Raw genomic sequence first — 24,354 nt, 5'->3', positions numbered from 1 at the left:
ACGCCTTAATGAAATCGCAGCGTGACTCTCCATTTAATGTAGCCAATAGTGAGATTAGATCTCAATGAAATTATGGTGAGAGGTTAGAAAAAGTGGCAAAATTGTCTGAATAATTGAACACATAAAATATCAATTCTGTTATGGGGATGAACTGTTTTACTTGAGAGTGCCACGCAGGGCTCGGTAAGCCGAGCGAAAACCCGCAAAAAGTTAAACATGCTCGTTTACTTTGAGGGTAGAGGGGCTGGCGGTTCTTGCAAAGACGGTTTAACCAGTGAATACCGTCGTGGAGGGCTTACTGCCCAATCTTTATAGGGTCGGCTATGAGCGACCGCGTTGATGCTGCTCCCAGTAGCGCTTAACCATGTGCAACAGCAGCAGTGAGCCGTCGAGTAGCACGATCATAAGCACAGAGATGGTGGCGATTAAAAAAAAGCTGCTCATAAATTCAAACATCATGGCTTCCCCATTAATGGTTGTTTCGTCAGCGAATAGGGTGAGCTGTGTGGAGGTGTGTCGCAAGTTGCATGGCGGTTCGTGGTATGGATCATTTCGTGCAGTAATCCACACAATAATCTAATAAAAAAATACGCAAAAAATGAGCCAAAATTAACGAACGGTGTAAACCAGCCCGAAAACCAATCAAACCGCAGGTCGCCTAAGCAGATAAGGCGTGGTACGCTGGCCCATCAAGGGGGAACCGCTAGGACGAGGGCGCAGCCGCTTACTGGGGCTTGGGGTGGCTAAAAGCGTCTCTCGTGAAGAAATGGACCCATTTAAGCGTGGCCATGATAGGCTAGCCGCGGTTGGAGGTTGAAAAAAAATGGTGCGAAGGGTTTAATCGAGGCTTTCCTCACTATGGGTGGCGTAGGAGCGTGGACATTGAAAAAGTTAATTTCACTTATACTGTTTGCGTTGAGCATGCTGATGGTGCCATCGTCACAGGCTTCTTTCATTGGTGAAAGTTTGGACATGGATCTCCCTGGGGAGATGGCCAACGCAGGTAAAGAGGGTAAAGGGCTGGTGGTTATGTTCCACTATAGTGGCTGCCCTTTCTGCGACAAAATGCGCCAGCGGGTTTTTCCTGATCCCGCAGTGGTGGCCTATTACAGCCAGCATTTTGTGCTGTTAGAGACCAATATTCGGGGGGATCTTGAGATGGTTGCCCCCAATGGTGAGGGGATGAGCGAAAAACAGTGGGCCCATAAGATGCGCATCCGTGCCACACCTGTCTTTCTGTTTTTTGATGCCGAGGGCAAAGAACGGCTTAAATTGACCGGCTATCAGGCCCCCAACGTCTTTATACAAGCAGGTCGGTATGTGCAAGAAAAAGGGTGGGAAAAGGGCTCCTTTGTACGCTGGCTGCGCCAGTCGGGGTCATGAGTGTGATGGGGCGCATATTTATGATAGGGTTGCTGCTGTGTTGGCCGTTGGGGGTCGCTGCTGAGACCATCAAGCTTGATCTGGCGGCACTTATCCAAGAGGCCCGTCAGCATAGCGATCCTCGTGTTGCGTTGGTGCAGGCCAAGGCACGCGGGGCTGAGGCGGCCTTGGCTGCGGTAGAGGCCGCCAAACGGGCGCGTTTGAACCTTGAGCTGCAGGGCAAACGCTTTGAAAGCCATGATGAGAGCAGCCGCCGCACCGATTATCAAACGGTGTTGGAGGTCAAACAGCCTATTCCACTGTTTGGGCGGCAGCAGGCCAACGAGCAGGCAGCCAGCCAACAGCAGCAGCGTGCGCAATGGGAAATCGTCCAGGCGCAGGCCGATTTTGTGGTGGAGGTCATTGAGCGCTACTACCAACTGCACGCCTCGGAGTTGGCGGTGCAAAATTTGGATGAGGCGCATGCCCTGGCCTATGTACGATGGGATCGTGCCAAAGAGCTGTTGGCACTGGGTAAAACCGATGAGTTGGAGGTTGCCCAGTGGTTGGCGCAAGTCGAACGGACGCGGCATAAGCTCTATCAAGCCCGCAGCGAAAATCGGATGGTGCGGGGGCGGCTGGCGCTGTTGACGGGTCATGCGGTTTTGGAAAATCTTATTCAACCCCCCAAAGCGCCGGCCAAATTTCCCACTGAGTTTGAAGAGCAAGCGCTGTTTCAATTCGTGATGCTTAATAATCCCCGTGCCCGTGCGGCCAATTTGGCGGTAGCCGCCGCCCGTGCTAAGCAGCAGGCAGTGGGCTTTACCCCAGATTTTAACCTGTTTGCACGGGTTGGTCAGAGCGCCCGCCCATTGAGCGGGCGCGACCGCTGGGCGGTGGGGTTAACGCTTTCGTTGCCGTTGTGGAGCGGCGGGGCGCTGGATGCCCAGCAGCAGCAAGAGGCCGCATCGGTAGATACCGCATTAGCGCAACAGGAGGCGCTTCAGCAAACCTTGCAGTTGGCGCTGAAACAGCGCCTCAATGAGATTGCGGATGCCAAACAGGGGTTGATTGCAGCCGGAGCCAGCCTGCGTTGGGCTCAAGCTAACCTGCTCAAGCGGCAGAGCCTCTATCAGATGGAGCGGGTAGCAACCCTCGGGGATGCCATGGTGGAGCAGACCCAGGCCGAGGCCGATCAGGTGCGCGCCTATGGTGCCTATTATGGCGCAGCCGCCCAGCTGGCCGCGCTCATGGGGGATGCTCCAGAAGCGGCTTTGCAGGCCGATTATCTGGTGCAGTTAGCGGCGCGAAGCGGTCAAGAACACGATTCGTCAAAGGCGGGTTTTACCCCGCCATCCGGCAGTGGCTATGGGGATAATCATGTTGCGCAATAAAATCTTTACCGCCGTAGCGGGCGTGTGGCTAACCTTCTCTGTGGCCCACGGGGCGGAGCGCCAATTAAGCTTTGCGGTGGATGGTGTGGTGACACGACTGTTGGTTAAACCCGGTATGCAGGTGCAGGCGGGTACTCCCTTGGCCGAACTTGATCGGCGGGTGTTCCAGGCTGAACTGGAGGCCGCGACCCAGCAGCATAAAGCGGCCACCCTAAATTATGAGCTGGCGCAACAGGGCTGGCAGCGGCTGCGTCAGTTGTATGATGATCTCAATGCCTCTAAGCAGGAGTTGGAAGAGGCCCAACTGCTGCTGGCCCGTGCCAAGGCCGAACAGGCTGCCACCCACCGGGATCTTACCCTTGCGCAGTGGCGTCTGGGTTACAGCCAGCTTGTGGCCCCAACGGCAGGGCGCATCCAAGCGATCCCTGGATTTGTCGGGCAGGTGCTCAATGCACAGAGCGGTATGGCACCGGTAATTATCCTGGAAACCAACATAAAAGAGTGAATTGAGTCCGTATGTCTTACCAAGATGCAGGGTTCTGTTATCACTGTGGTCTGCCCATTGCCGACGGCTTGGAGATTAAGCTGGAGCATGAAGGGGTGGTGCGTCACTTTTGTTGTACCGGCTGTAAAACCGCGTTTCGGCTGATTCAAGATGCGGGCCTGCAAGAGTTCTACAAACGCCGCGACCCTCAACAGAGCGGTGGGCGTCCCCAAGAGCGGGAGCTCTCTTATTTACACGCTTTTGATAATGTGGAGTATCAAAAGCGTTATGTGCATGAGTTGGAAGATGGCAGCCAGGAGATTCATCTGTTGCTGGAAGGCATCCATTGTGCGGCCTGTGTTTGGCTGAACGAAAAAGTATTGAGCAATCTACCGGGCGTGATAGAGGCTCGGGTCAATTTTTCCACCCATCGGGCGCTGCTTAGGTGGCGGCGGGATGTGTTGCCCCTTTCAGAGGTGATTGAGGCGGTGCGGCGCATTGGCTACAAAGCCGAGCCTTATGACCCCGAAAGTGGTGAAAGCTCACACCGCAAGCGGGATCGGGATCTGCTGTTGCGTATGACGGTGGCCGGTTTTGGGGCGGGCAATGTTATGTTGATCGCGGTGGCCCTCTATGCGGGCTACTTTAGCGGTATTGAGGCACAATATAAAAATTTTCTGCATCTAATCTCTCTGCTTATTGCAACCCCTGTGGTGTTTTTTGCGGGCTGGCCGTTTTTGCGGGGTGCCGTCAATGGGCTGCGGGCGTGGCGCTTGACCATGGATCTGCCCATCGCCCTGGGTGCCATCATCACCTATAGCTACAGCGTCTATGTTACCCTGCGCATGGAGGGCGAGGTCTATTTCGACTCCGTCACCATGTTTCTGTTTATTCTGCTTACCGGGCGTTATTTGGAGTCGGTGGCGAGACGCAAGGCGGCTGGTGCCACGGAGCGGCTTATCAGCCTGGAGCCGCGCACGGCGGTGGTACTGCGCGGGGGTGAAGAGGTGACGGTGGCCCTGCGTGAGGTCGCCATTGGTGAGCATGTGGTGGTGCGTCCGGGCATGCAGATTCCCTTGGATGGCTGCATCATTGATGGGGTGAGCGCGGTGGATGAGTCCATGCTCACCGGGGAGAGCATGCCGATCCCCAAAAAAGCGGGAGATCGGGTGCCCGGAGGGGCGATTAACCTGGATGGTGGTTTTACCATGCGCGTAACACGGGTGGGGCAGGATTCCGCCATCGCCCGGATTATTCGCATGGTGGAACGGGCGCAAGCCTCACGACCCCCCATCCAAACCCTGGCAGATCGGGTGGCAAGCTGGTTTGTGGCGGTCATCCTACTGCTGGCCAGCGCCAGTTTTGCCTTTTGGATGTGGTTTGATCCCTCGCAAGCCTTGGAAAACACCGTTGCCTTGCTCATCATAACCTGCCCCTGTGCGCTGGGTTTGGCGACGCCGGCGGCCATTGTGGTGGCGACGGGCGTGGCCTCGCGCAATGGCTTGCTGATTAAAGGGGGCGAGGTTTTGGAACGGTTAGCCAAGGTTTCGCAGGTGGTGCTGGATAAAACCGGTACCCTGACCACCGGCAAGCCGAAAGTGACGGCGCTGCTGCCCCAGCCGGGGGTCACCGCGCAGCAGTTGTTGAGCTGTGCGGCCAGTTTGGAACGTCTCTCTGAGCACCCCTTGGCCGCCGCTATTGTCGCGGCCGCCAAAGCGCAGGAACTGACCATTTTGCAAGAGGGCGTGACCCTTAAAAACTATCCTGGATTAGGCGTTGTGGGCCGATGGGCGTCCACGACCGCGGTGATAGGCCGGGTTGGTTTTGTGCAAGAGTATGCAGGTATTGAACTGCCAATGGAGGATGCTGAACAGGCTGTTACCCGCGTTGCCGTGGTGGAAAATGGGCTGTTTTTGGGTTGGATTGAACTGGCGGATGATCTTAAGTCCGACGCTTATCATGCGGTATCGCGTATCCATGAAATGGGTATGAGCACGCTGCTTTTGTCAGGGGATCATGCGGCGGTGGTGAAAAGGGTTCGTCAACAGGTGGGTGCGCAAGGGGGCATTGGTGGCGTACTGCCCGGGGACAAGGAACAGCAGATCGCCGCTTTGCAAGCCGATGGTAGCGTGGTTGCTATGATCGGGGATGGCATTAACGATGCCCCAGCAATGGCACGCGCCGATGTGGCGGTGGCGGTGGCCAACGCCTCGGATATCTCCATGGAAACCGCCGATGTGGTGTTGCTTAATCCTCGTCTGGAGACCGCTGTGGATGCCATGGCGCTCTCCCGCGCTACCATGCGGGTCATTAAGCAGAACCTGCTTTTCTCACTGGCTTACAATGGCATTGTGATACCCTTGGCGATGGCGGGGCTGGTGCTGCCCATCGTGGCGGCTGTGACCATGCCGGTCTCTAGCTTGATTGTGGTGGGGAATGCACTGCGGCTTAACCGTATGGCAAAAGGTTTGAACGCAGGGAAAGATTGAAGTTAGGGGTGAATATCGACACTCTAAAATATAAAAATGTTGAGTAACTGATGGATATTATTCACCCTGAAAAAAAACAGCCGAAAAAACGTAAAAAAAGCGGCATGATTTTTACAATTCCTCCTTGTTCTTACAGTGAAATCTTCATATAGTAGCACTGTCGAGAAGGTCGGGGGGATGAGAGGTTCGGGTTTACTGAATGGAAGTCATCTTTATCCTTTTGCCGCTGGGTATCTTCATTGCTCTGGGTTTTCTGGGGCTCATGATCTGGTCTTGGAAACAGGGGCAGTTTGATGATTTGGAAGGTCCCGCTCACCGTATCCTCTATGATGACGATCAGGATATGATTCCCCGCGCCGATGAGAAAGCCAAAAAAGGCACCATTGAGCCAAAATAAAGGGGGACGTTAGGGGGTTGTTTCAAGAGCATGCTGAGACGTGTTTTTGAGACAGCCTCCAGCGGATAATAGGTCGAATCATGAGGTCAGCGGGTTTGCACGCACGTATAACGATAATCAGATTCATCGCACGCTCTTAGACCCCATTTTTGGGGTTTTTTCATGCCCGGAATTTGCGCATCAACCAGCTTTGGCGCTGCTCATCACCGCTTATAACATAGTTCAGCAGGGCATCGTTATAGAGGGTCCACTGCATGCGCTGTTTAATGCCATAATCCCCACAAAAAAGGACTCGATCCCCATCAAACAGCGGACAAGCTGGAGGCGGTAACACCATGCAGGAACCGTCGCTACGGCGAATAAACAGGGCCAGCATGGGCAAGGTGTGTTCACGCTGTCGGGGGTTGCTCTGTACATGGGCTAGGGTGATGCTTTGACCACGATCCAGTTGAAGGATAATCGCCGGGGTCTGCGTGGCGTTGATCTCCACATCCCACACATCGGGTACCGTTTCGCCGGCAATACCTGCAATACGGCTAACCGTCTGGTTGGCCCACTCATTATCCATCTTTTCGACTTCACGCAAAAAATCTCTGACCAAGGGTAGGGTGAGCAGCAGGCGTACCTCGCGAGCGAGAATTTCACTGCTCTGCATGACCAAATCAGCCCCGACCTTTTGAAAAAGTTCTCTATTATAGCGTCGGTTTTCCCGCGTTACCACAAACAGGTTAGGGTTCATCTCAAGTGCTGTCATAACAATGGAAAGATTGTTGGTGTCATTTTCCGTACCAGCAACCAAGCCAACCGCAGTTTCGATACCCGCTTTATGCAGGGTATCGTGATCGGTACCCCAGCCCTGAATACTGCCAGGTGGGCTATGGGTTCCCTCGGGGTCCACCTCAACTGTGACCACAGTGATGCCCTGGGTGGTTAAGCGGGCGTGCATGGCTTGACCAAATTGACCAAAACCGCAAAGTACCCATTTTCCCTTTGGCGGAAAAATGGGGTCGGGCAGCGGTGCGCGAGAGATGGCTGCCAACCAATTGTAAAGTGTGTAGACGCCTGGTTTATCCAGGGCAAGACTTAACCGGCTGGAAAAGGTCAGGTAGGGATCAATGATATGGTCCGTACCAAAGGAGGCCATATTCTCTTCATAATCGGGGCGCTCACCACGACAGATCACCGGCAGCTTTGGGTTGAGCAGTTTGCTGGTAATGGCAATCTTTAGGTTAACCTCATCTTTATCCGTCATGGCCACCACCCCCTTACACCGGGGGTGTTCGAGCCCTGCCAGCTTTAGGGTATCTGGCATAGTGGCATCGCCATAGAGCGCGGGTACATCCAATTGATAATCGGTGAGGTTCAAGCGATTGATGGCCGCTTCTTTCTGATCTAAAACCACAGCATAAATGCCACGGTTGGTAAGGGCACGTACCAGTGCGGTACCGGTATCCCCAAAACCGCACAAAATATAAAAGGGTTCGCCCAAATGACGCACCATGCTGCTAAATTTTAATTCGACCAAGGCCCGTCTAAAGGCGGCGTCCTGCATGATGTTGATAATCGACCCAATGGCATAAAGCCAGGAAATTACATTGAGATAGATGCAAAATATCCCCCACAGACGCTGTGCCTCGGAAAAGGGGTAGGGGATCTCCCCAAAACCAATGGTGGTAGCCATATAGCTTACGTAGTAGGTCGCATGGAAAAAGGACATCTTCCACGGATTGCCTTGATCATCCACACCAGGAATCAAGGTCATGCCTAAAATAGCTATGGCATAAGTACCCAGCAGCAGCAGCAATGGAAACCGCATGCGCCGAAAAATCTGATAGTAGATGCTTTTTAAAATCATGGCATTAACGACGCAGCATAACGACCTCAATCACCAGGATGGTGACAGAGATCACATTTGCAAGCAGCGCTCCGCTGGCTAAAGAAACAATGCCCGCCATGACGCCTTCTTGACCAAACGTCATAGAAATATGGGCGCTGTACCCCCACATAATGGCAGCGGCAAAGAGCTGTAAATCGGCGACAAAGCTAGTGGCCAGCAGAGCGGCCCCCATCTGTGAGCGGTCACCAAATTTTAGAATCGTAGCAACCAGGTTGACCACAATGGTGGCAAATAACTCATAAACGTGATGGTGTGAAGGATTATCAATATCCCCGAGGCAAAAGCCAAAATTTAGAGTAAGGGCCAACACGATAAAAAAGCCAAAGATCACCTTATCTAAATTCATGGGGCGCGCTCCTGCCGCAGAGAAACCATACCGTGGATAAACGACCTACAAAGTGCAGGTCTCCTGTTGCTCAGATCGGTAGAAGAGGGGGTAAACTTGAGCACTGATTAGATAAACCCGAGGGATGATCCGCCTAAGCAGATGAGCACAGACGCCATAAGGCCAGGTGTTAGACCAGGGTAGAAATCCCACAGCAGCGTTCCCACCGCGTTCAAAATATTTAGGAAAAGGGCCTTTTGCACACCAATGTGGGGGCCAGCACCTCTGTAAATAAAAAGCCCCCCTTTAGGGGGAACGCCGTTGGCACGTTGTTCCAGGAGCCACATCATCGGTGCAAGGCGATTATAACAATAAAAGCAAACGCCTGGGGGCAGAACAGAAAAGAAAAAAGCCCCGTCCACAGGACGGGGCTTTTTTTACTCAACACGGTTCCCCTAACAGCAGGGTTCCATTAGGTGGCCTTACTGACCGCCACCCAAGCCATGCACATAAATGGCCAGCTTTTTGATATCCAGGGGGGTAAGCTGCTTACCAAACCCTTGGAAACCTTCACCCCATGCGGGCATCTTACCATTACGGCCATAGGCGATGGTCTTGTAGATAACATCGCGTGAAGAACCGTACAACCAGATCGCATCCGTCAGGTTAGGCGCACCCACACTGTCATCAATCTCTTCACCATCGGCTTTACCCTTGAGGGAGCCTTTGGCATCGTTACCATGACAGGTGTAGCAGGAAGCATCGCCATTATACAGAGCTTTACCCTTAGCAGCTGCTGCGGCATCATGATCCATACCAGAGAGGCTCATAACATAGTCAACCAGACTATTGACCTGAGCTTCGCTAAAGGAGCCACCAGCAGATTCCAAGTGAATCGGCATGATACCACCGCGACCATTGTTAATGGTCTCGCTGATGTTGGCCAATTTACCGCCATAGATCCAGTCGTCGTCGTTTAGAACAGGGAACCCAGGGGTATTGTTCTGACCAGCCTGACCATGACAAGGACGGCAGTTGTCACCAAAGATCGCTTTACCAGCGGACTCAGCATAAGCTTTCAGACCGCTATCCTTAACAATATCGTTCAGGCTCATGCTGTCAATCTGTTCTTCATAAACAGCGCGGCCTTGTTTCGCTGCGGCCAACTCTTCACGCAGCTGTGTGTGCATGGTCCAACCGAGGGTACCACGGGTGGCACTCTCGCTCATGGGCCAAGCTGGGTACAGAATCCACCATACAATCGACAAAGCGATGGTAAAGTAGAAGGTGTAGAGCCACCAAGTTGGCAGCGGGTTGTTAAGCTCCTGAAGGGGATACCCCTCTTCATCGTCCCACTGGTGCCCGGTGGTGGATACGCTTTTGTTCTCTTCAGACATGAACGTCTCTCCTTTGGTTAGCCGGTGGGGCGCGATTAATAGCGTTCCTGATCTTTATAGTTGGTGAAGTCCACAAGGGTTCCCAACATCTGCAGATAGGCCACCAGGGCGTCCAGTTCGGTGATCTCACCAGCCTTGCCATCGAAGTTATCAAAGGCAACCTTGTTACCATAGCGAGTTGTTACACCGTCGGTGTTACTGTCAGGAGTAGCCTGAGCTTCCAGGTCTGCTTTGGCATTGGCGATCATATCTTCGGTGTACATGGTCTCACCATAGGCGATGCTATGGGCGGTGTTCAGAGCATTCATGCGACCGGTGATGTTACCATACTCAAGCTTGGATTTCTCAAGCCAGGGATAGTGGGGCATCACAGACTCAGGCACAACGGACTGAGGTTTACGCATGTGGGACTGGTGCCAGAGGCTGGAATATTTGCCACCAACGCGGGCCAGATCAGGACCGGTCCGCTTGGAAGCCCACTGGAATGGATGGTCATATTTGGACTCAGCAGCCAAAGAGTAATGACCATAGCGCTCCCACTCGTCACGGAAAGGACGAATCATCTGGGAGTGACAGTTGTAGCAACCTTCACGAACATAAATGTCACGACCGCGCAGTTCCAGTGGTGTATAGGGACGAATGCCTTCCACTTTTTCAATGGTCTTATCGATCCAGAAGAGTGGGAAGATCTCAATGATGGCACCGATGGAGATAACAATCACCACCAAGATGCTCATCAACGGGATATTTTTCTCAATTGATTCATGTTTCACCGTTTTGACTCCTTATCGATCTCGTTCCCAAGTGGTGATTAGGCGGTAGCCGTGGCAGCTTCACGAACACCCTGGCGGATGGTCTTGAAGACGTTAAAGGCCATAATCAGCCCACCAATTAAGAACAAGAAACCACCAAAGGCACGCATCACATAGTAAATGTGCATGGCGTCAACGGTTTCAGCGAAAGAGTAGACGAGGTTGCCATAATCATCATAGGCACGCCACATCAGACCCTGCATGATACCGGAAACCCACATGGAGACAATGTAGATCACCACACCGATGGTCGCCAGCCAGAAGTGCAGGCTGATTAAAGCGGTGGAGTAGATGCGGGTGTTCCACAATTTGGGGATCATGTGGTAGAGCGCACCAAAGGAGATGAAAGCAACCCAACCCAAAGCACCCGAGTGAACGTGACCAACGGTCCAATCGGTGTAGTGGGAAAGAGCATTGACCTCTTTGATGGACATGATGGGACCTTCAAAGGTGGACATACCGTAGAAGGAGAGCGAAACCACCATGAAACGGATAATGGGGTCGGTACGCAGCTTGTCCCAAGCACCAGAGAGGGTCATGATCCCGTTGATCATACCACCCCAAGAGGGCAGAATCAGCATCAGCGAGAAGGTCATGCCCAGGGTACCGGTCCAGTCAGGCAGTGCGGTGTAGTGCAGGTGGTGCGGACCAGCCCAGATGTAAAGGAAGATCAGCGCCCAGAAGTGCACAATGGAAAGACGGTAAGAGAAAATGGGACGCTCAGCCTGTTTGGGGATGAAGTAGTACATCATACCCAAGAATGCCGCCGTCAGGAAGAAGCCCACCGCGTTGTGACCGTACCACCACTGAATCATCGCGTTTTGCACACCCGCGAAGATGGGGTAGGATTCGGTCAGGCTCACTGGTACCTGTAGGTTGTTGCCCAGGTGCAACACCGCAACGGTAATGATGAAGGCCAGGTAGAACCAGTTTGCCACAAAGATATGCTTATCCTTACGCTTGGCAAGAGTCCCTACATAGTTGATAAAGTAGGCAACCCACACCAAAGTGATGAGGATATCGATGGGCCAGATGGTCTCGGCGTACTCTTGCCCTTGGGTGAGACCCAAAGGATAAGTGATTACGGCCAAAACGATCACGGCGTTCCATCCCCAAAATGTAAACCAGGAGATGGTGTCTGAGAACAGACGTGCCTTACAGGTACGTTGGACCACATAATAACTGGTTGCGAACAGTGCGCTACCACCAAAGGCGAAAATCACGGCCGAGGTGTGCAGTGGACGCAACCGTCCAAACGTAATGTAAGGGATTTCTGCGTTCAGTGCGGGAAATGCGAGTTCCCAAGCGATGAAATCCCCGAGTAAAAACCCGACGATCGCATACACAACTGTCATAACACTGAACCATTTGACAATTGTATAATCGTACTTCTCTGTCGCTGTTGTTGATTGCGCCACGGCAACGCTCCTTTGAAGTGGAGTGGACGTGAAAACCCAAGTTCCCCGCCGTCATCCTGTCCTAATGATTGTTCAACTGTGGATTCCTACCATGTTTAAATAGACCAAATCAAGCTGATATGTGGCATTTCACACACTTTCAATCAAAAAACAGTTGCTTGCCCTGTATTTTGATAGTCAGCGTCAATGAAATGCATTGCATCTGTTCAATTTTCTTTACGGTACCATTATGGTAGAGTTTGCGTGTGGTTACGAAACGGGCAAAATTGTCGATAGACTGGCGGTTTGCTCATCTACTCCCTCTTTAAATAGAGATTCAGTATTGACGGCTAGCCAGAAATAAGCCACTTTCGGCTAGCCCCTATCATACGAATAAACCAGTGAGGTTAGCCCATGTCAGGTGCAGCAGAGAACGAGTCCCTATATCAAGACTGGAAAAAACTCTACCCCCGTTATCAAAAAGGCTTTTTCCGCAGTATTCGCTGGGCCCTGTTGGTCATCACCTTGGGTATCTACTATTTGTTACCTATGCTGCGTTGGGAGCGGGCCGGCAATTTACCCGATCAAGCGGTGTTGTTTGACCTGCCAGCCCGAAAATTTTATATTTTCGATCTGATTATTTGGCCGCAGGAGATTTTTCTCCTCTCGATGCTGCTGTTTTTGGCAGCGATTGCCCTGTTTTTTGTGACATCCTTGGCTGGGCGGGTGTTTTGTGGCTATTTTTGCTTCCAGACCGTTTGGACAGATCTTTTTCTACTTGTGGAAAAGCTGTTTGAAGGGAATCGCAAAAAACGTATGAAGCTGGATGAGGGGCCTTGGACAGCGCATAAGTGGGCCATCAAAATTGCCAAACATGCGACTTGGATGCTCATAGGCGTACTGACCGGCGGTGTCTTCGTTTTTTATTTTGCCGATGCACCTACACTGATGGGCCAGTTTATTGATGGTACAGCGCCCTTTCCCGCATGGTTTACCATGGGCTTTTTGGCGTTGACCACCTACACCATGGCCGGTTTTGCCCGTGAGCAGGTCTGTATTTACATGTGCCCCTATGCCCGTTTCCAGGGTGCCATGTTTGATGAAGATACCATTATCATTGCTTACCACAATGAACTGGGGGAGCCCCGCGAATCCAACCGTCGGGTGCGCCAGGAAAACCCAGATCAAGTGGGTTGGTGTATCGACTGTAATGAGTGTGTCACGGTCTGCCCAACCGGTATTGATATTCGTGATGGTCAACAGTATCAATGTATTACATGTGGTATGTGTATTGATGCTTGTGATGATGTGATGGCCAGTTTGGCTAAAGAGGGGGAAGCAACTCCGCCACGTTTGATCCGTTATACCTCTTTGGTTGAGATTAAGGGTAAAAAGCCGCGCTTTCTTCGTACCCGTACGCTGGTCTATCTTGCCTTAATGGCCATTGGCATTGGGGCTATGGCTGGCTACTTTATGTTGCGTGAACCGACCCATTTAAATGTGATCAAGCATCGTCAGCCTGTCTATATCATGCAGTCTGATGGTGGTGTGCAAAATAACTACACCATTCGCATCTTGAATATGACCACAGATACCCAGCGCTACACCGTTAGCCTGACCGGTCTTGAGGGTGTTTCCTTGAAGTCCGATACCGCAGATGGTTATGATGGCCAAGGCAATCCCTACTTCGATGTCGGTTCAGGTAAGGTTGTTCCCCACAAACTCTTTGTCAAACAGCCCCGCAAGTTGGGTAAACCTGGGGCTCAGGAGATTGTGTTCACGATGAAGGCTGCGGATGCGTCGGGCGGAAGCAGCAGCTACAATTCTGTCTTTATGAGGCCGGAATGAGTCATACAGAAGAGAAACTACCCTGGTATGCTGGGGGTTGGCCCTGGGCCATAGCTGGTGTGGTGATGGCCGTTGCGGTTATTGGCGTCAACTTTTACATGTGGTACTCTGGTAGCCAAAGCGCAACCGGGTTGGTCATCGAGGGGCGCTTTAAAAAGGGTATGACCTACGACAAAGAGATGGAGCAGTATAAAAACCAGGTGGCGTTGGGTTGGAAAATTACCCAGGATAGCAGCCAGTTGATGCTCAATCAGGAGCGCCCCCTGACCATCACTGTGTTGGATAAAACGGATCAACCCATCCAGGGGGCTCACGTTCAGGGTTCGCTCATACGTCCGATTGGGGCTGGCAGTGATGTGAATTTCATGCTGGCAGAGTCTAGCCCAGGGGTATATGTTGGTCTGGTTACGCCCCATCTCATCGGCTCTTGGTATGTTCAAGCGACCATTACACGGGGTGACGAATTGTATGTCTATAAAAAGAGAATTCAAGTGGTGCGCTAAAGTGCCATTTGTAGCGTGTAGTGAAGGAGCAGTAACATGCCAGATAGTTTGATTTCCTTGAGCAAACAGGTGGGCTTGGTATGGTTCTTCCTGGCTTTCATTGGAATTGTGGCTTGGGCTTATTGGCCATCGAACAAAAAGAAGTTGGATGAAGCCGGCAAAATTCCTTTCGATGATGCGGAAGATAAAAAACTGGAGCCGTAAAGGCGACAAGTGTGGCAAAAAAAAAGAGGGCCCTTGACGGGTCCTCTTTTTTTTGCCCGATGTGTGCCATAAGGCTTGGCGCGTTTGGCTTGGCGTCTTGATTCGATGCGTTTGTGGGAATCCGCTTAAAACAGGATCATATGTGCAAGGTCAGACAAACAATCCCCCATAAGCCGACCCAAAGGATGGTGGAGTAAGGAGGCGATTTCTATACCAGAAGAATATGGCGTTGTGGGGTGGTATCCGTGCAGGGTATATCGGCCCATCGCTGTTGGGGGCAAACAACGTAGTAGAGGCGAAAGTGCGGAATTGTTCGGTAGGGCAGGGAGGGTGTGTTGGGTGCGGGGCACAAAGCCCCACACCCAACAAAACCTTCTATGGTGAACCCGTAAAGCGCATGACACGGGCCATGACAACATTGCCGTGTAGAAGCTTCTTCTGGGAGGTCGGGTAGACCACTTCCAGAGGGATCTGACGATTACCCATCGTGTAAAAAGTGGGACCTGTAACAGCCCACTGGACCACCAAAACAGGCTCCCGATTGACTGGGTAATGGGTCGGCAAGGCGTAGTCTGGATAGTAGATATGGTTGGAGGCTTCTCCCCGTACCACATCCGCAGCCTGGGCCTGAACACCACACACCATGAGGCTGACGGTGAGACCGGCAACCCAGGTGAATTTGCGCAACATTTTTTTAGCCTTATCCATGGCCGATCTCCAATTCAATCCTTTGAACGAGACCGTGGTGCCCAAACCTTATGGCTTAGGTGCCGCGGTAATGGGTGCTGCAACCGCCGGTTGAGCATTTTGCATATTTACCGTCATCGGCAAAACCCCAACCGGTGCGCCTTGCGAAACCATCACGGGCACCCCAACCGTGCGGTGGCGGCAGGTGTAGGTTGTGCCGAAGCGATGGCTAACGCACCAGCAACGGCCAACACAGTGGGTTTTAGAAAGCGAATCGGGTTTTTCTTTTATTCGCTCAATGGCTTAGGTGCCGCGGTAATGGGTGCTGCAACCGCCGGTTGAGCATTTTGCATATTTACCGTCATCGGCAAAACCCCAACCGGTGCGCCTTGCGAAACCATCACGGGCACCCCAACCGTGCGGTATTGCATGGTGGTCTGGGGGTAGGGCATGGATGCGGTGTAAACTTGTGCTGGTTGTGTCGCCACATAGCGCACAGGCATGGCCGGGGGCGGTACCTGAGGCATACCATAACCATACATAGGCCCTGCGGGCTGGTTGGGATGCAACAAATATTGGTTAACCCCATAACGCGGAACGTTGACCGGTTGGCTGGCGTGGTAAAGTACGCCAGCAAGAGCTAAGCCCCCAATCACAGTTGCAATACCAGCAGCATCTGCTTTGGCAGGTGCGGGTTGTGCCGAAGCGATGGCTAACGCACCAGCAACGGCCAACACAGTGGGTTTTAGATAGCGGGTCGGTTTTTTCATGGTTTTATTCTCCCAGAGTGTTAAATACGTGCCCGGTGCTAAGTAATACGAATATTTATCGGTAAATCGTCGCTGTTTGACGATGAGCACGCGTTTCTACCATCGATACATACCGTACAGGTATCGAACCGTTCAGCCAAGTATTAATGTGGCCGTTCGTATTTTTTATGGGTTCAACACCATTATAGGACGGCATGGGTGCTGAACCATACATGGCACTATTCTGTGCGGGCGCTCCGTTAAAGGTAGGGCTTACCTGCACATTATAGCTTGGATAGTTGTAGATCTGGGGCAACTGAGGCCGGGGAGGGCGTACCAGTGCGGTTTGCATGGTTAGCACCTCTACAGGCTCTTCAGCGTGGGCCACCGGCGAGGTGTAGTCCCACTTGCCACTCATTGAGGGGTCGGTGTACCACCAATAATCAATTGGATGCATCAACCCTTTGCGTAGCACCTGGGTCTTAATTAAAGGTTCCTCCTCCCCAAAGGGCAGGATATTAAAAATCGGCGCCGACAGCTGGTTAGACGATGGCGGTAGCTCACCATCAAACGCATGGGCGGCCATCGGTATGAACAGGGCCGCCGATAGCATGGCTGCGGATAATATCCGTCCGATGGTGCTCTCTTTTTGGTTGAAGGCTGGCATGTCTTTCTCCTGTTTCCCAATATTATACGAAATGGCCCGTGTTGGGCTCTTTATTTATCCTAAGTAGCGTTATCGGCACCAATCGCCGTAAAGTTGACTGATTGCGTGCTTTTGCCAGACAAAAGTGTCAAAGCCATCGGCTGAAGGGGTTATGTCAACCTTAATCTGAGGCCGTTTCTTAAGCCGACCTTTGGGTTTCGCGGGGTTAACGCTAACCGCTGCGCGTAAGCTGGGTGATCGTTGCTTGCTTCCAAGGCACTTCGCATGATGCCGTATTTTAGTTTCGCACCAGCGGAATACGGCTGCTGGTGGGGTGGGTTGGGGTATCGGCCCCAACACTGGGCATCATAGCTTGGGGGGGTTCAGCTACTGCTGGTGGCAGCGGCTTGAGCCCACGCATGGCTGTGCCTGCACTGGGTGTGGTGGCGGGAACCATTTTTTGCACCGCAGGAGGCTGTTGCCCCATGTTAGCGGCCTGCCACTGATAGGCTTGTGGGCTGCTCTGCGCTGGGGCAGGGGCTTGCCATTCGACCACCCGTTGACTGTTTTGCTGGGGCTGGTTATGAGCGGTCGCAATGGCATAAGGGTCAATGGCTTGGGTAACATAGACCGGCTGAACAGCGACTGGGTAGCTTTGCGCTTGGGGCGCATAGGCCGCAACCGTATACACTTGCTGATTCGGCACCCCATAAGCCGACTGATGGGCATAGCCATAGCTCGGTTGATGGGCATAACCATTGCCATAAACGGCTTGTGGCTGAGCATAACCATGGCCGTAACCGGCCTGGGGTTGGCCATAACCATTGCCATAAACGGCTTGGGGCTGAGCATAACCATTGCTGTAACCTTGACCATAACCCGCCGCTGCATAGGGGTTGTAAAGGGATTGGCCATAGGCATCAACATTGGCACCATAGGGATCGGTTACTTGATTATAAGAGGTTTGCGCATATGCGGCCTGAGCATAGGCCGCTTGGGCGTAAGCGGCCTGCGCATAGCCCGCAGCACCATATTCAGCTTGGCCGTAGGCTGCTTGACCATACATGGATGGCGCATAGCCCCCTTGAGCATAAGGGTTAATGCCCATCGCCCCACCCTGCCCATCATGCCCGAAAAAACCCAAATTATCGTAAACTGGAACAAAACAGCCCGTCAGTAACGGAGCAACCACCAGGGCAGGCAGCATGATCCGGCACAGTGGGCAGGATTTGCGCAACAGGTTTGTTTGGTGATTTTTCACAGTCAGCTCTCCGTCTGTTTAATAAAAAAGGCTTCATGCCTTAGTGCAACAGGATAAGCAGCACGCCTAGGTGGGTACCCCCACCAACAAGGGCGCTTTGCAGCCGTACAGATCGCTTAAAAAATCTGCTTAGTGTTTCTGGTATCGGGTACGGTTTGAAAAGAGATGAGGAAAAAATGGGTATAAAATGAAAAATTTGAGGGTTATTGGTCTTTAATAGCAAGGTCTTTAGGCGTTGAGTTTCTATTATTTACGCATGCTTGGTAAAATAGGATAGTGTTTTTGTGATAGTACGAAAAGGATGTGCAACAGATCCAACGTAAGGTGGTGTAATAGGGTTCAGCAGGTGTCTCTTTGAGGGGGTTTTTATAGAAGGGAGAGAGATAAGCCGAGCAAGTGGGCCCGGCTTGCAAAGGGTTAAGCCTATTTTTCCCGCTTGCTGGCAGGTTGGGTGGCTGTGGGTAAGGAGATGACCGCCTCAAGCCCTCCTTCGGGGCGATTCCGCAGGAGGAGGTCCCCTTGATGAGAACGGGCAATGTTACGAGCAATGCCCAGCCCCAGCCCAGTTCCCCCAGATTTGCGGTTGCGTGAGCTTTCCAGCCGTCGAAAGGGTTCAAAAACTTTTTCCAACTCCTCCTCGGGGATACCCGGGCCATCATCAGCCACCACAATGTGTAGACCGTTGCGACCGGTACCAGCCCGCACATAAGCCCGCTTACCATAGTTACAGGCATTTTTAATCAAATTATCCAGACAGCGTTTGAGGCTTTTGGGCTTTACCGTGACAGGAGGCATGGCATCGCACAAAATTTTGACCTCATGGCCCATATCGCTATGCTCAGCAAAAATTTGTTCCAACATTGAGTTAAGATCAATGGTCTCATAAGATTCACCACTCTCCATGCCACGAATAAAATCAAGAGAGCAGGCTGCCATAGACTCCATCTCCGCCAAATCGGTAAGAATTTTTTGGCGTAGGGTCTCATCCTCCATCATCTCTGCCCTGAGGCGCAAGCGGGTCATGGGGGTTTTTAAATCGTGGGAGAGTGCCCCTAATAGGTGGGTGCGTTCCTGAACGTAGCGCAAAATGCGGGCCTGCATCACGTTTAGAGCGCTAGCCGCCTGACGCATCTCACGGGAGCCCTTTTCCAACAGGGGGGGGCGTTGAATATCTCGCCCCAACGCTTCGGCCGATTTAGCCAATACCCCAAGTGGGCGTACCGCTTGGTGGACCACGTACCAAGTAATTAACAAAATGGTGCCAAACAGAATGGAGATGCTAAAGAGCAGGCGGCGTGGTTCTTCAAACAGGGTCTCCGGCAGGTTGTTGTGAAAGATAGCCCACACCCCATCGTGTAAACGTACCTGCGCCACAAAAGCCAAACCGTCGGGGAGCAGGCGTTTTTCCAGAGGCGGGGCGGGCTCAAGATCTTTGGCCGTTTGGGTAATGGCCTGTTTGGTCTTCTCGCTTTTGGGGGCTTGTGCCTGTGGCGGATAAAGCGGCGATTCAAAAGCGGGTCGAAACATGGGGCGGTCAAAGCCTGGGGGTGTCATGACCCCAGGCAGCGGCAGCGGGAAGGGCAGCCCCGGGGTGGTCGACGTCTCAATGCCGGGTGTGGTGGTGCCGCTGCGACTAAAACCGGGCAGATTAATAAAAGGGGAGCTTGGGGTAAAGCTGGTGGGGGTGCCCGCTTTGTTGCTCTCCCCCCGGTTCGTGCCCGGCTGGGCCAGCGTTTGTGGCGGAAGTGCTTGGTTATAGGGGTTATATCCATAGGGTGAATAAAAGGGGTTTCCCGCCAAGGGTTGCGCCATCGCTTGAGGCGAGCTTTCCGAGGTGCTGGGACCGGCTTGGCTTAACCCGTTATGGGGTGCCGTATAGGGTTGTCCGGCCATGGCAAGCGGGGGCTGCTGCCACATGAAAAGTGGATATAAACCCGGCGGATAATAGCCGCTTGAGGGGGACGTGGTGGTGCTCGCGCTGCGGGATGCTTGGCTTGGAGCCGGATTTGTGGGCCGCTTTGGGGCCTTCTCCTGCTGCGAGGGAGGGGCCTTTGCCAGGTTTTCGGGTTGAGCGAGGGCGTTCGGAGAGGAGGGCGTCGCTTCGGCTTGTGCGGGGTTCTCCGGGGTGGCCTCGGGTGGTTTGCTCACCATAGACGCCGGCAAACCCATCCCCTGTAATTGCAGCAAGGGTTTAGCATCTTTGCGCTGGTCCAGCACGCTAACCTGTAGGGCGCGGGTCTGTTCTAAATACCGTTCCAACAGCGCATGCACAAACTTAGCCTGGGCTGAATAGGGCGATTGGCTGAGGTTCATCTCCACTGGCGTATCGCTAAAGCGAATAAATTGGTGGGGTGTCTCCAGGGCCGAGGCCAGTCTGGTGCGTGTCTCGTTATCCAGGGGGTCCAACAACCGCACAATGGCGGCAAACCGTTCAGCGGTCTGGATGCCCCCGGCATAATAGAGGGTACGTCCACGCTCTCTCAGATAAAGCGTACCGCTAATGGCCATAGCCAGCAGGGTGCCCATCATCATAAAGAGGAACAGTCGTCCCTTAAGGCTGTACGGAAAGAGAGTCATGTAGGCGACGCTACCCCATTAAATCATGGTTTCGACCAGCACATCCAACATATAGCCCTGGCCCCAAACGGTTTTGATCATCTCTTGGGGGTCTGCGTTATCATACTGCAAGCGTTTACGTAGGCGCCCAATTTGGACATCAATCCCCCGTTCAAAAGGGGATGCCTCGCGTCCACCATAGCGCATCATAATCGCATCACGGTTGAGCAGGGTTTGGGGGTTTTGTAGAAAAATGTTAAGCAGTTCATACTCTTTACGACTTAGCGTAATGGGTTCACCATCGGGGGCCGAAAGCTTGCGCGAGGCAATATCCAAATACCAGCCAGAAAAGCGATACCCTTTAACCGGGCTGCTGTCGGATTTGGTGACCGGCTCCGAGCGCGCCCGACGCATGACGCTGTTGATGCGGGCCAGCAGTTCACGGGGATTAAAGGGTTTGGGAAGATAGTCATCGGCCCCCATTTCCAGGCCGATAATACGGTCGGTCTCTTCTACCCGTGCGGTGAGCATAATAATGGGAATATGGGCGGTGGTGGCCCCTGCACGCAGGTTGCGGGTAAGGGTTAAGCCGTCTTCACCAGGCAACATAAGGTCCATGACCACCAAATCTGGACGGGCACGGTCCATGGTTTCACGGAGTTTGCTACCATCGGGTAAGGCGCTACAGATAAAACCGTTTTGGGTTAGATAGTCGGTCAGGAGCTCCCGAATCCCCTCATCATCCTCTACGATCAAAATATGGTCCCGCTGGGGGGATCCATCTAAAGATTGTCTCATCCCAACCCTCCCAATACTTGACGTCAGCCTACGAACCAAAACAACCGTGCGGGCGCTTGTGGGGCCTTAACCGTTGCACCCCCCAGTGCTGTTCTTTTAACCACCCCATACACTTTAGCCTACGAACCAAAACAACCGTGCGGGCGCTTGTGGGGCCTTAACCGTTGCACCCCCCAGTGCTGTTCTTTTAACCACCCCATACACTTTACCCAAAATGGCACCACATCCGAAGGAGGGAAAGAGGCTAGCGGTAAAAAAAAGAGCACCATCGCCAAATTTAAAGCGGCTCAGATCGAAATAAAGGTGCCCAGCACCCAAAAAAATGCAACCGCTCCGCAGCAAATTTGCCACCACGCAACAGGAGTAAGGTTGAATGTAACCTATCTGCAACAAATTTATCAATGGTTTGAAGGATCGTAACAAAAGAAGAGATTTCATAGATTTGTTTTACATAAATCTATTTCTCATTCGACACCGTTTTGTGCCATTGTATGAACCACAGGGAGGCGGGGTAGCTTTTATGAGCCCGCTGTTTCGAAAAGGATAGCAACGGCCTAGCAAGGCTGATTTTCCATACCGTACAAGACGATTTTGAAGGAGCAGGCAATGAAGGTTACTAAAATGATCATGGGTTTGGCCACCGCCGCTGCACTGACCAGCATGGCCGTTAGCGCCCAGGCCGAAGAACAGACCGCACCAGAAGTAGCGGCGGCTCCTTACGAAGCGCAAGCCCCTTACTTTCCCGGTTACTATAACCCTTATGCGGCCTACCAGGGCATGCCCGCTACCGCAGAAGAGGGTCAAGTTCCCTTTGCACAGGCTCCCTTTAAGTTCCAAAAAGCTTTGATGGAGAGCCAGTTCTCCCTGCATCGTAAGATGATGGAAGACCAGTACATGATGCATAAAAAAATGCTGGAAAACAATGCATTCCAAGGTCCCCAAGGCGAAGAGCTGAAAAAAGAGATCATGACCCAGCAGGACAAACTGCATGCGCAAATGATGGAAAATCATGACACCATGCAAAAGCAGCTTATGGAGCAAGTCTCCACCTTGCAGGAGAAGTTCCCCCAAATGAACCAAGCTCCTCAAATGCCCAAAATGAACCAGATGCCCCAAATGTGGCAGCCCCAACAGGCTCCTTGGGCGATGCATCATGGTCCCTGGGGTATGCCCCAAGCTCCTGTAGAAACCCCCGCCGCTCAGTAATAAGGCGTGTTTGAATCTGGTCCAAGGGCCTAGGCTCTTCTGAGCGTGCCCTTGGACCGCACAATCTGCATCCCTCCTCTCGCGATTTATACTTTACGCGGCCCCGCTCCATCCCCCTGGAGTGGGGTTTTTTTATGGGCCTCGCTTGGCTATATGGACGTGCCGGGTTAACGCTTTGAGCCAATTTAGCCATGTTGGTGACCGCTTGGGGGGAGGATATGGTTGCTTTGCCAGGGGTGTGTAAGCGCGCTAACTCAATAATGATAGATCGCCTCAACCTGATTGCCCTTTTGTGAAAAGCTCAGGCTGTGGCACAACCTGTTAACCAAAGCCAAACCACAATGGCCATCAAGTGGAGGTCGGGGCGATGAAAAACCGGGGCCAGAGTCGGAGACCTGGATGATAACCGCACCATGATAAAGGGATGTCTCGTGGGTTTCGACCATACCATGTTGGTGGCGTATGACGATGTGCAGGGTGCCGTTGTCTAAACGGCGCATTGCGGAAAGCTTAGATTTTAAATGGTAATTTTCACCATTTCTGTTTTTTTGTGGGCAGGGGGGCAGCTGTAAAATACCCCAATCAATGGCATTGGTAATGAGCTCACCGACAATGGTAAAGAGACGGCTATAGTGTTGGCGTAGATTGTGGCGGATGGCTAAAATAGACATAACCTGGGGTATCAGGTCCATGGTGTTCAAGGCGTCGGGGCCAAAGGTAAGTTCCAAACTCCAGTCAGACTCCTCCACCTGGGTGTCGAGCAAGTGGGGATGCGGAGGCCTGTGCATGATTGAGGGAAGGGTCGGATCGCAAAAGAGCTCCGCCATAGAGGCGTCATCCAACTGGGAGCTGTGGCCCCGGTAGGCCCGTAGAAAATGTTGGACCATGCTCAGGGGTTCATTAAACGCGATAATTTGGCTAATGACCCGTTCTAAAGTCTGTTGACCAAAAAACTGCCCCTCACTGTTTTGCATTTCAGTCACGCCATCGGTATAAAGAAAAATGCGTTTGGGCTGGCGACTCTGATAATAGTAGCCGACGGCAAGAAAATTTTCATCCACCGTTATACCCAGTGGAATTAACGAAGATGGTGCGCGAAAACAGACACGATCTTGTTCGTAAACAAGAATATCAGGGAGCCCGGCATTCCACAGTTTGACCACGCCTCGCCCATGATCAGCTTCGCAAGCGGCCATGGCCAAAAACATGCCGGAAGGCAGCCTATCGTGTAGTTTTTGATTGATCTCCATTAATATATGGCTCAAAACACAGCCACGTTGGGTCATACTGTAAAAAATATCAGAAACCAAGGGCGCACCCAGCGCGGCGGGTAGGCCGTGACCGGTAAAATCCCCTAAAAAAATATGCTGTACACCATCGGGACGACTGGCCGCCAATAAAATATCCCCGGCGGCCCGCTCCACGCTATCCAATAAAAAGCGTAGATTATGTTCATCCAAGCGAGAAGAGTGGCGAATCCGTTCTAGGGTGTTTTCTACAAAACGGCGCTCATACGCAAGGCGATCGCGGTGTTCACGCAGTTGGATTGCCAGTTGTGTCCGTTTTAGCCAACTTTTGGTGCGGGCTAACAGTAGGGCGCGACGAAAGGGCTTGGTAATGATGTCATCCCCACCGCACTCCAGACAGTGCACCAAAAGTTCTTCGGTTTCGAGCGCGGTCATGAACAGAATGGCACACTCACTTTTGGGGTTTTGATAATGACGGATGCTGTGGGCCGCAGCAAACCCGTCCATAATGGGCATCGCCACATCCATTAAAATAAGCTGCGGTTGGTGTTGGCGGTAAAGTTCAACGGCTTGTTCACCGTGATTGGCCAGATAGAGGGGCAGGTTCAACTCAGCCAGATAGCGCTTGAGCAGTGTCTGCATGTCTAAGTCGTCATCCACCACCAAGATAGCCATGTTAGGCTCAATGATCATGC

The 24,354-nt window shown here is 52.5% G+C and carries 22 protein-coding genes; 9 read left to right on the top strand and 13 right to left on the bottom strand.

The genetic code is table 11. The features are described 5' to 3' along the window. Window positions 1-321: 321 nt before the first annotated feature. Window positions 322-459: a hypothetical protein gene (locus MMC1_RS21930; protein ID WP_160162707.1), complete on the bottom strand. Its 138-nt coding sequence runs from the start codon at window positions 457-459 to the stop codon at window positions 322-324. Window positions 460-882: 423 nt separating this feature from the next. Between MMC1_RS21930 and MMC1_RS12110 the strand changes: the two genes are divergently transcribed. The 5 genes from MMC1_RS12110 (at window position 883) to ccoS (ending at window position 6,126) form a co-directional block, all read left to right on the top strand. Continuing rightward, the gene (locus tag MMC1_RS12110) at window positions 883-1,383 is read left to right on the top strand and encodes a thioredoxin family protein (protein ID WP_041641213.1); all 501 of its coding nucleotides are present in this window, start codon (window positions 883-885) and stop codon (window positions 1,381-1,383) included. Window positions 1,384-1,403: 20 nt separating this feature from the next. Next, a complete protein-coding gene (locus tag MMC1_RS12105) occupies window positions 1,404-2,756 on the top strand; it encodes a TolC family protein (RefSeq protein WP_160162706.1) in 1,353 nt (450 codons plus the stop codon). Continuing rightward, on the top strand, window positions 2,743-3,261 hold the full coding sequence (locus MMC1_RS12100; RefSeq protein WP_011713982.1) for an efflux RND transporter periplasmic adaptor subunit: 519 nt from the start codon (window positions 2,743-2,745) through the stop codon (window positions 3,259-3,261). Before MMC1_RS12105 ends, MMC1_RS12100 begins: the two co-directional genes overlap by 14 nt. Window positions 3,262-3,272: 11 nt before the next feature. Then, entirely contained in the window at window positions 3,273-5,729 is a 2,457-nt protein-coding gene (locus tag MMC1_RS12095) for a heavy metal translocating P-type ATPase (protein ID WP_011713981.1), read from the top strand. 199 nt (window positions 5,730-5,928) lie between these two features. Continuing rightward, the gene (gene ccoS / locus MMC1_RS12090) at window positions 5,929-6,126 is read left to right on the top strand and encodes a cbb3-type cytochrome oxidase assembly protein CcoS (RefSeq protein ID WP_011713980.1); all 198 of its coding nucleotides are present in this window, start codon (window positions 5,929-5,931) and stop codon (window positions 6,124-6,126) included. 160 nt (window positions 6,127-6,286) lie between these two features. On the opposite strand, the gene MMC1_RS12085 is transcribed toward ccoS, so the two are convergent. The 5 genes from MMC1_RS12085 to ccoN all read right to left on the bottom strand — a co-directional run bounded on the left by MMC1_RS12085 (window position 6,287) and on the right by ccoN (window position 11,975). Then, entirely contained in the window at window positions 6,287-7,981 is a 1,695-nt protein-coding gene (locus tag MMC1_RS12085; RefSeq protein ID WP_011713979.1) for a potassium channel family protein, read from the bottom strand. A gap of 4 nt (window positions 7,982-7,985) precedes the next feature. Next, a complete protein-coding gene (locus MMC1_RS12080; protein ID WP_011713978.1) occupies window positions 7,986-8,369 on the bottom strand; it encodes a DUF6394 family protein in 384 nt (127 codons plus the stop codon). A gap of 461 nt (window positions 8,370-8,830) precedes the next feature. Further along, a complete protein-coding gene (ccoP, locus tag MMC1_RS12070) occupies window positions 8,831-9,745 on the bottom strand; it encodes a cytochrome-c oxidase, cbb3-type subunit III (protein WP_011713976.1) in 915 nt (304 codons plus the stop codon). 35 nt (window positions 9,746-9,780) lie between these two features. Further along, complete coding sequence (gene ccoO / locus MMC1_RS12065; protein ID WP_049757840.1) at window positions 9,781-10,482, bottom strand: cytochrome-c oxidase, cbb3-type subunit II; 702 nt, start codon at window positions 10,480-10,482, stop codon at window positions 9,781-9,783. 74 nt (window positions 10,483-10,556) lie between these two features. Continuing rightward, window positions 10,557-11,975 (bottom strand): cytochrome-c oxidase, cbb3-type subunit I, encoded by a 1,419-nt coding sequence (ccoN, locus tag MMC1_RS12060; RefSeq protein ID WP_011713974.1) that lies wholly within the window; start codon window positions 11,973-11,975, stop codon window positions 10,557-10,559. A 393-nt stretch (window positions 11,976-12,368) separates the two neighbouring features. Here ccoN and ccoG point away from each other — a divergent pair, with 393 nt between their 5' ends. From ccoG to MMC1_RS21265, 3 genes are read left to right on the top strand one after another with little or no spacing between them, the layout of a single operon-like run. Beyond that, window positions 12,369-13,802: a cytochrome c oxidase accessory protein CcoG gene (gene ccoG / locus MMC1_RS12055; RefSeq protein WP_011713973.1), complete on the top strand. Its 1,434-nt coding sequence runs from the start codon at window positions 12,369-12,371 to the stop codon at window positions 13,800-13,802. After that, a complete protein-coding gene (locus tag MMC1_RS12050; protein WP_011713972.1) occupies window positions 13,799-14,305 on the top strand; it encodes a FixH family protein in 507 nt (168 codons plus the stop codon). Before ccoG ends, MMC1_RS12050 begins: the two co-directional genes overlap by 4 nt. A 36-nt stretch (window positions 14,306-14,341) precedes the next feature. Beyond that, window positions 14,342-14,509: a cbb3-type cytochrome oxidase subunit 3 gene (locus MMC1_RS21265; protein WP_081436283.1), complete on the top strand. Its 168-nt coding sequence runs from the start codon at window positions 14,342-14,344 to the stop codon at window positions 14,507-14,509. A gap of 375 nt (window positions 14,510-14,884) precedes the next feature. Here MMC1_RS21265 and MMC1_RS12045 read toward each other — a convergent pair whose 3' ends face one another. The 6 genes from MMC1_RS12045 to MMC1_RS12020 form a co-directional block, all read right to left on the bottom strand. Then, window positions 14,885-15,217 carry a hypothetical protein gene (locus MMC1_RS12045; protein WP_011713971.1) on the bottom strand — a complete coding sequence of 111 codons (333 nt, stop codon included), beginning with the start codon at window positions 15,215-15,217 and terminating at the stop codon, window positions 14,885-14,887. Between the two features lie 266 nt (window positions 15,218-15,483). Continuing rightward, window positions 15,484-15,966, bottom strand: a complete 483-nt coding sequence (locus MMC1_RS12040) for a hypothetical protein (protein WP_011713970.1) — start codon at window positions 15,964-15,966, stop codon at window positions 15,484-15,486. Window positions 15,967-16,021: 55 nt separating this feature from the next. Beyond that, the gene (locus MMC1_RS12035; protein WP_011713969.1) at window positions 16,022-16,612 is read right to left on the bottom strand and encodes a hypothetical protein; all 591 of its coding nucleotides are present in this window, start codon (window positions 16,610-16,612) and stop codon (window positions 16,022-16,024) included. Window positions 16,613-16,889: 277 nt separating this feature from the next. Further along, the gene (locus MMC1_RS12030) at window positions 16,890-17,852 is read right to left on the bottom strand and encodes a hypothetical protein (RefSeq protein WP_041641210.1); all 963 of its coding nucleotides are present in this window, start codon (window positions 17,850-17,852) and stop codon (window positions 16,890-16,892) included. 423 nt (window positions 17,853-18,275) lie between these two features. Then, window positions 18,276-20,429: an ATP-binding protein gene (locus MMC1_RS20190; protein WP_011713967.1), complete on the bottom strand. Its 2,154-nt coding sequence runs from the start codon at window positions 20,427-20,429 to the stop codon at window positions 18,276-18,278. Between the two features lie 18 nt (window positions 20,430-20,447). Next, window positions 20,448-21,206, bottom strand: a complete 759-nt coding sequence (locus MMC1_RS12020) for a response regulator (RefSeq protein ID WP_011713966.1) — start codon at window positions 21,204-21,206, stop codon at window positions 20,448-20,450. Between the two features lie 606 nt (window positions 21,207-21,812). Here MMC1_RS12020 and MMC1_RS12010 point away from each other — a divergent pair. Further along, the gene (locus MMC1_RS12010; protein ID WP_011713964.1) at window positions 21,813-22,412 is read left to right on the top strand and encodes a hypothetical protein; all 600 of its coding nucleotides are present in this window, start codon (window positions 21,813-21,815) and stop codon (window positions 22,410-22,412) included. Window positions 22,413-22,666: 254 nt separating this feature from the next. Here MMC1_RS12010 and MMC1_RS12005 read toward each other — a convergent pair whose 3' ends face one another. Next, window positions 22,667-24,334 carry a SpoIIE family protein phosphatase gene (locus tag MMC1_RS12005; protein ID WP_041641208.1) on the bottom strand — a complete coding sequence of 556 codons (1,668 nt, stop codon included), beginning with the start codon at window positions 24,332-24,334 and terminating at the stop codon, window positions 22,667-22,669. Window positions 24,335-24,354 lie beyond the last annotated feature (20 nt).

Source organism: Magnetococcus marinus MC-1, assembly GCF_000014865.1.
Classification (GTDB): Bacteria; Pseudomonadota; Magnetococcia; order Magnetococcales; family Magnetococcaceae; genus Magnetococcus; species Magnetococcus marinus.
Note: the sequence above shows the minus strand (reverse complement) of the source record. Positions and strands in the feature narration are given on the sequence as shown.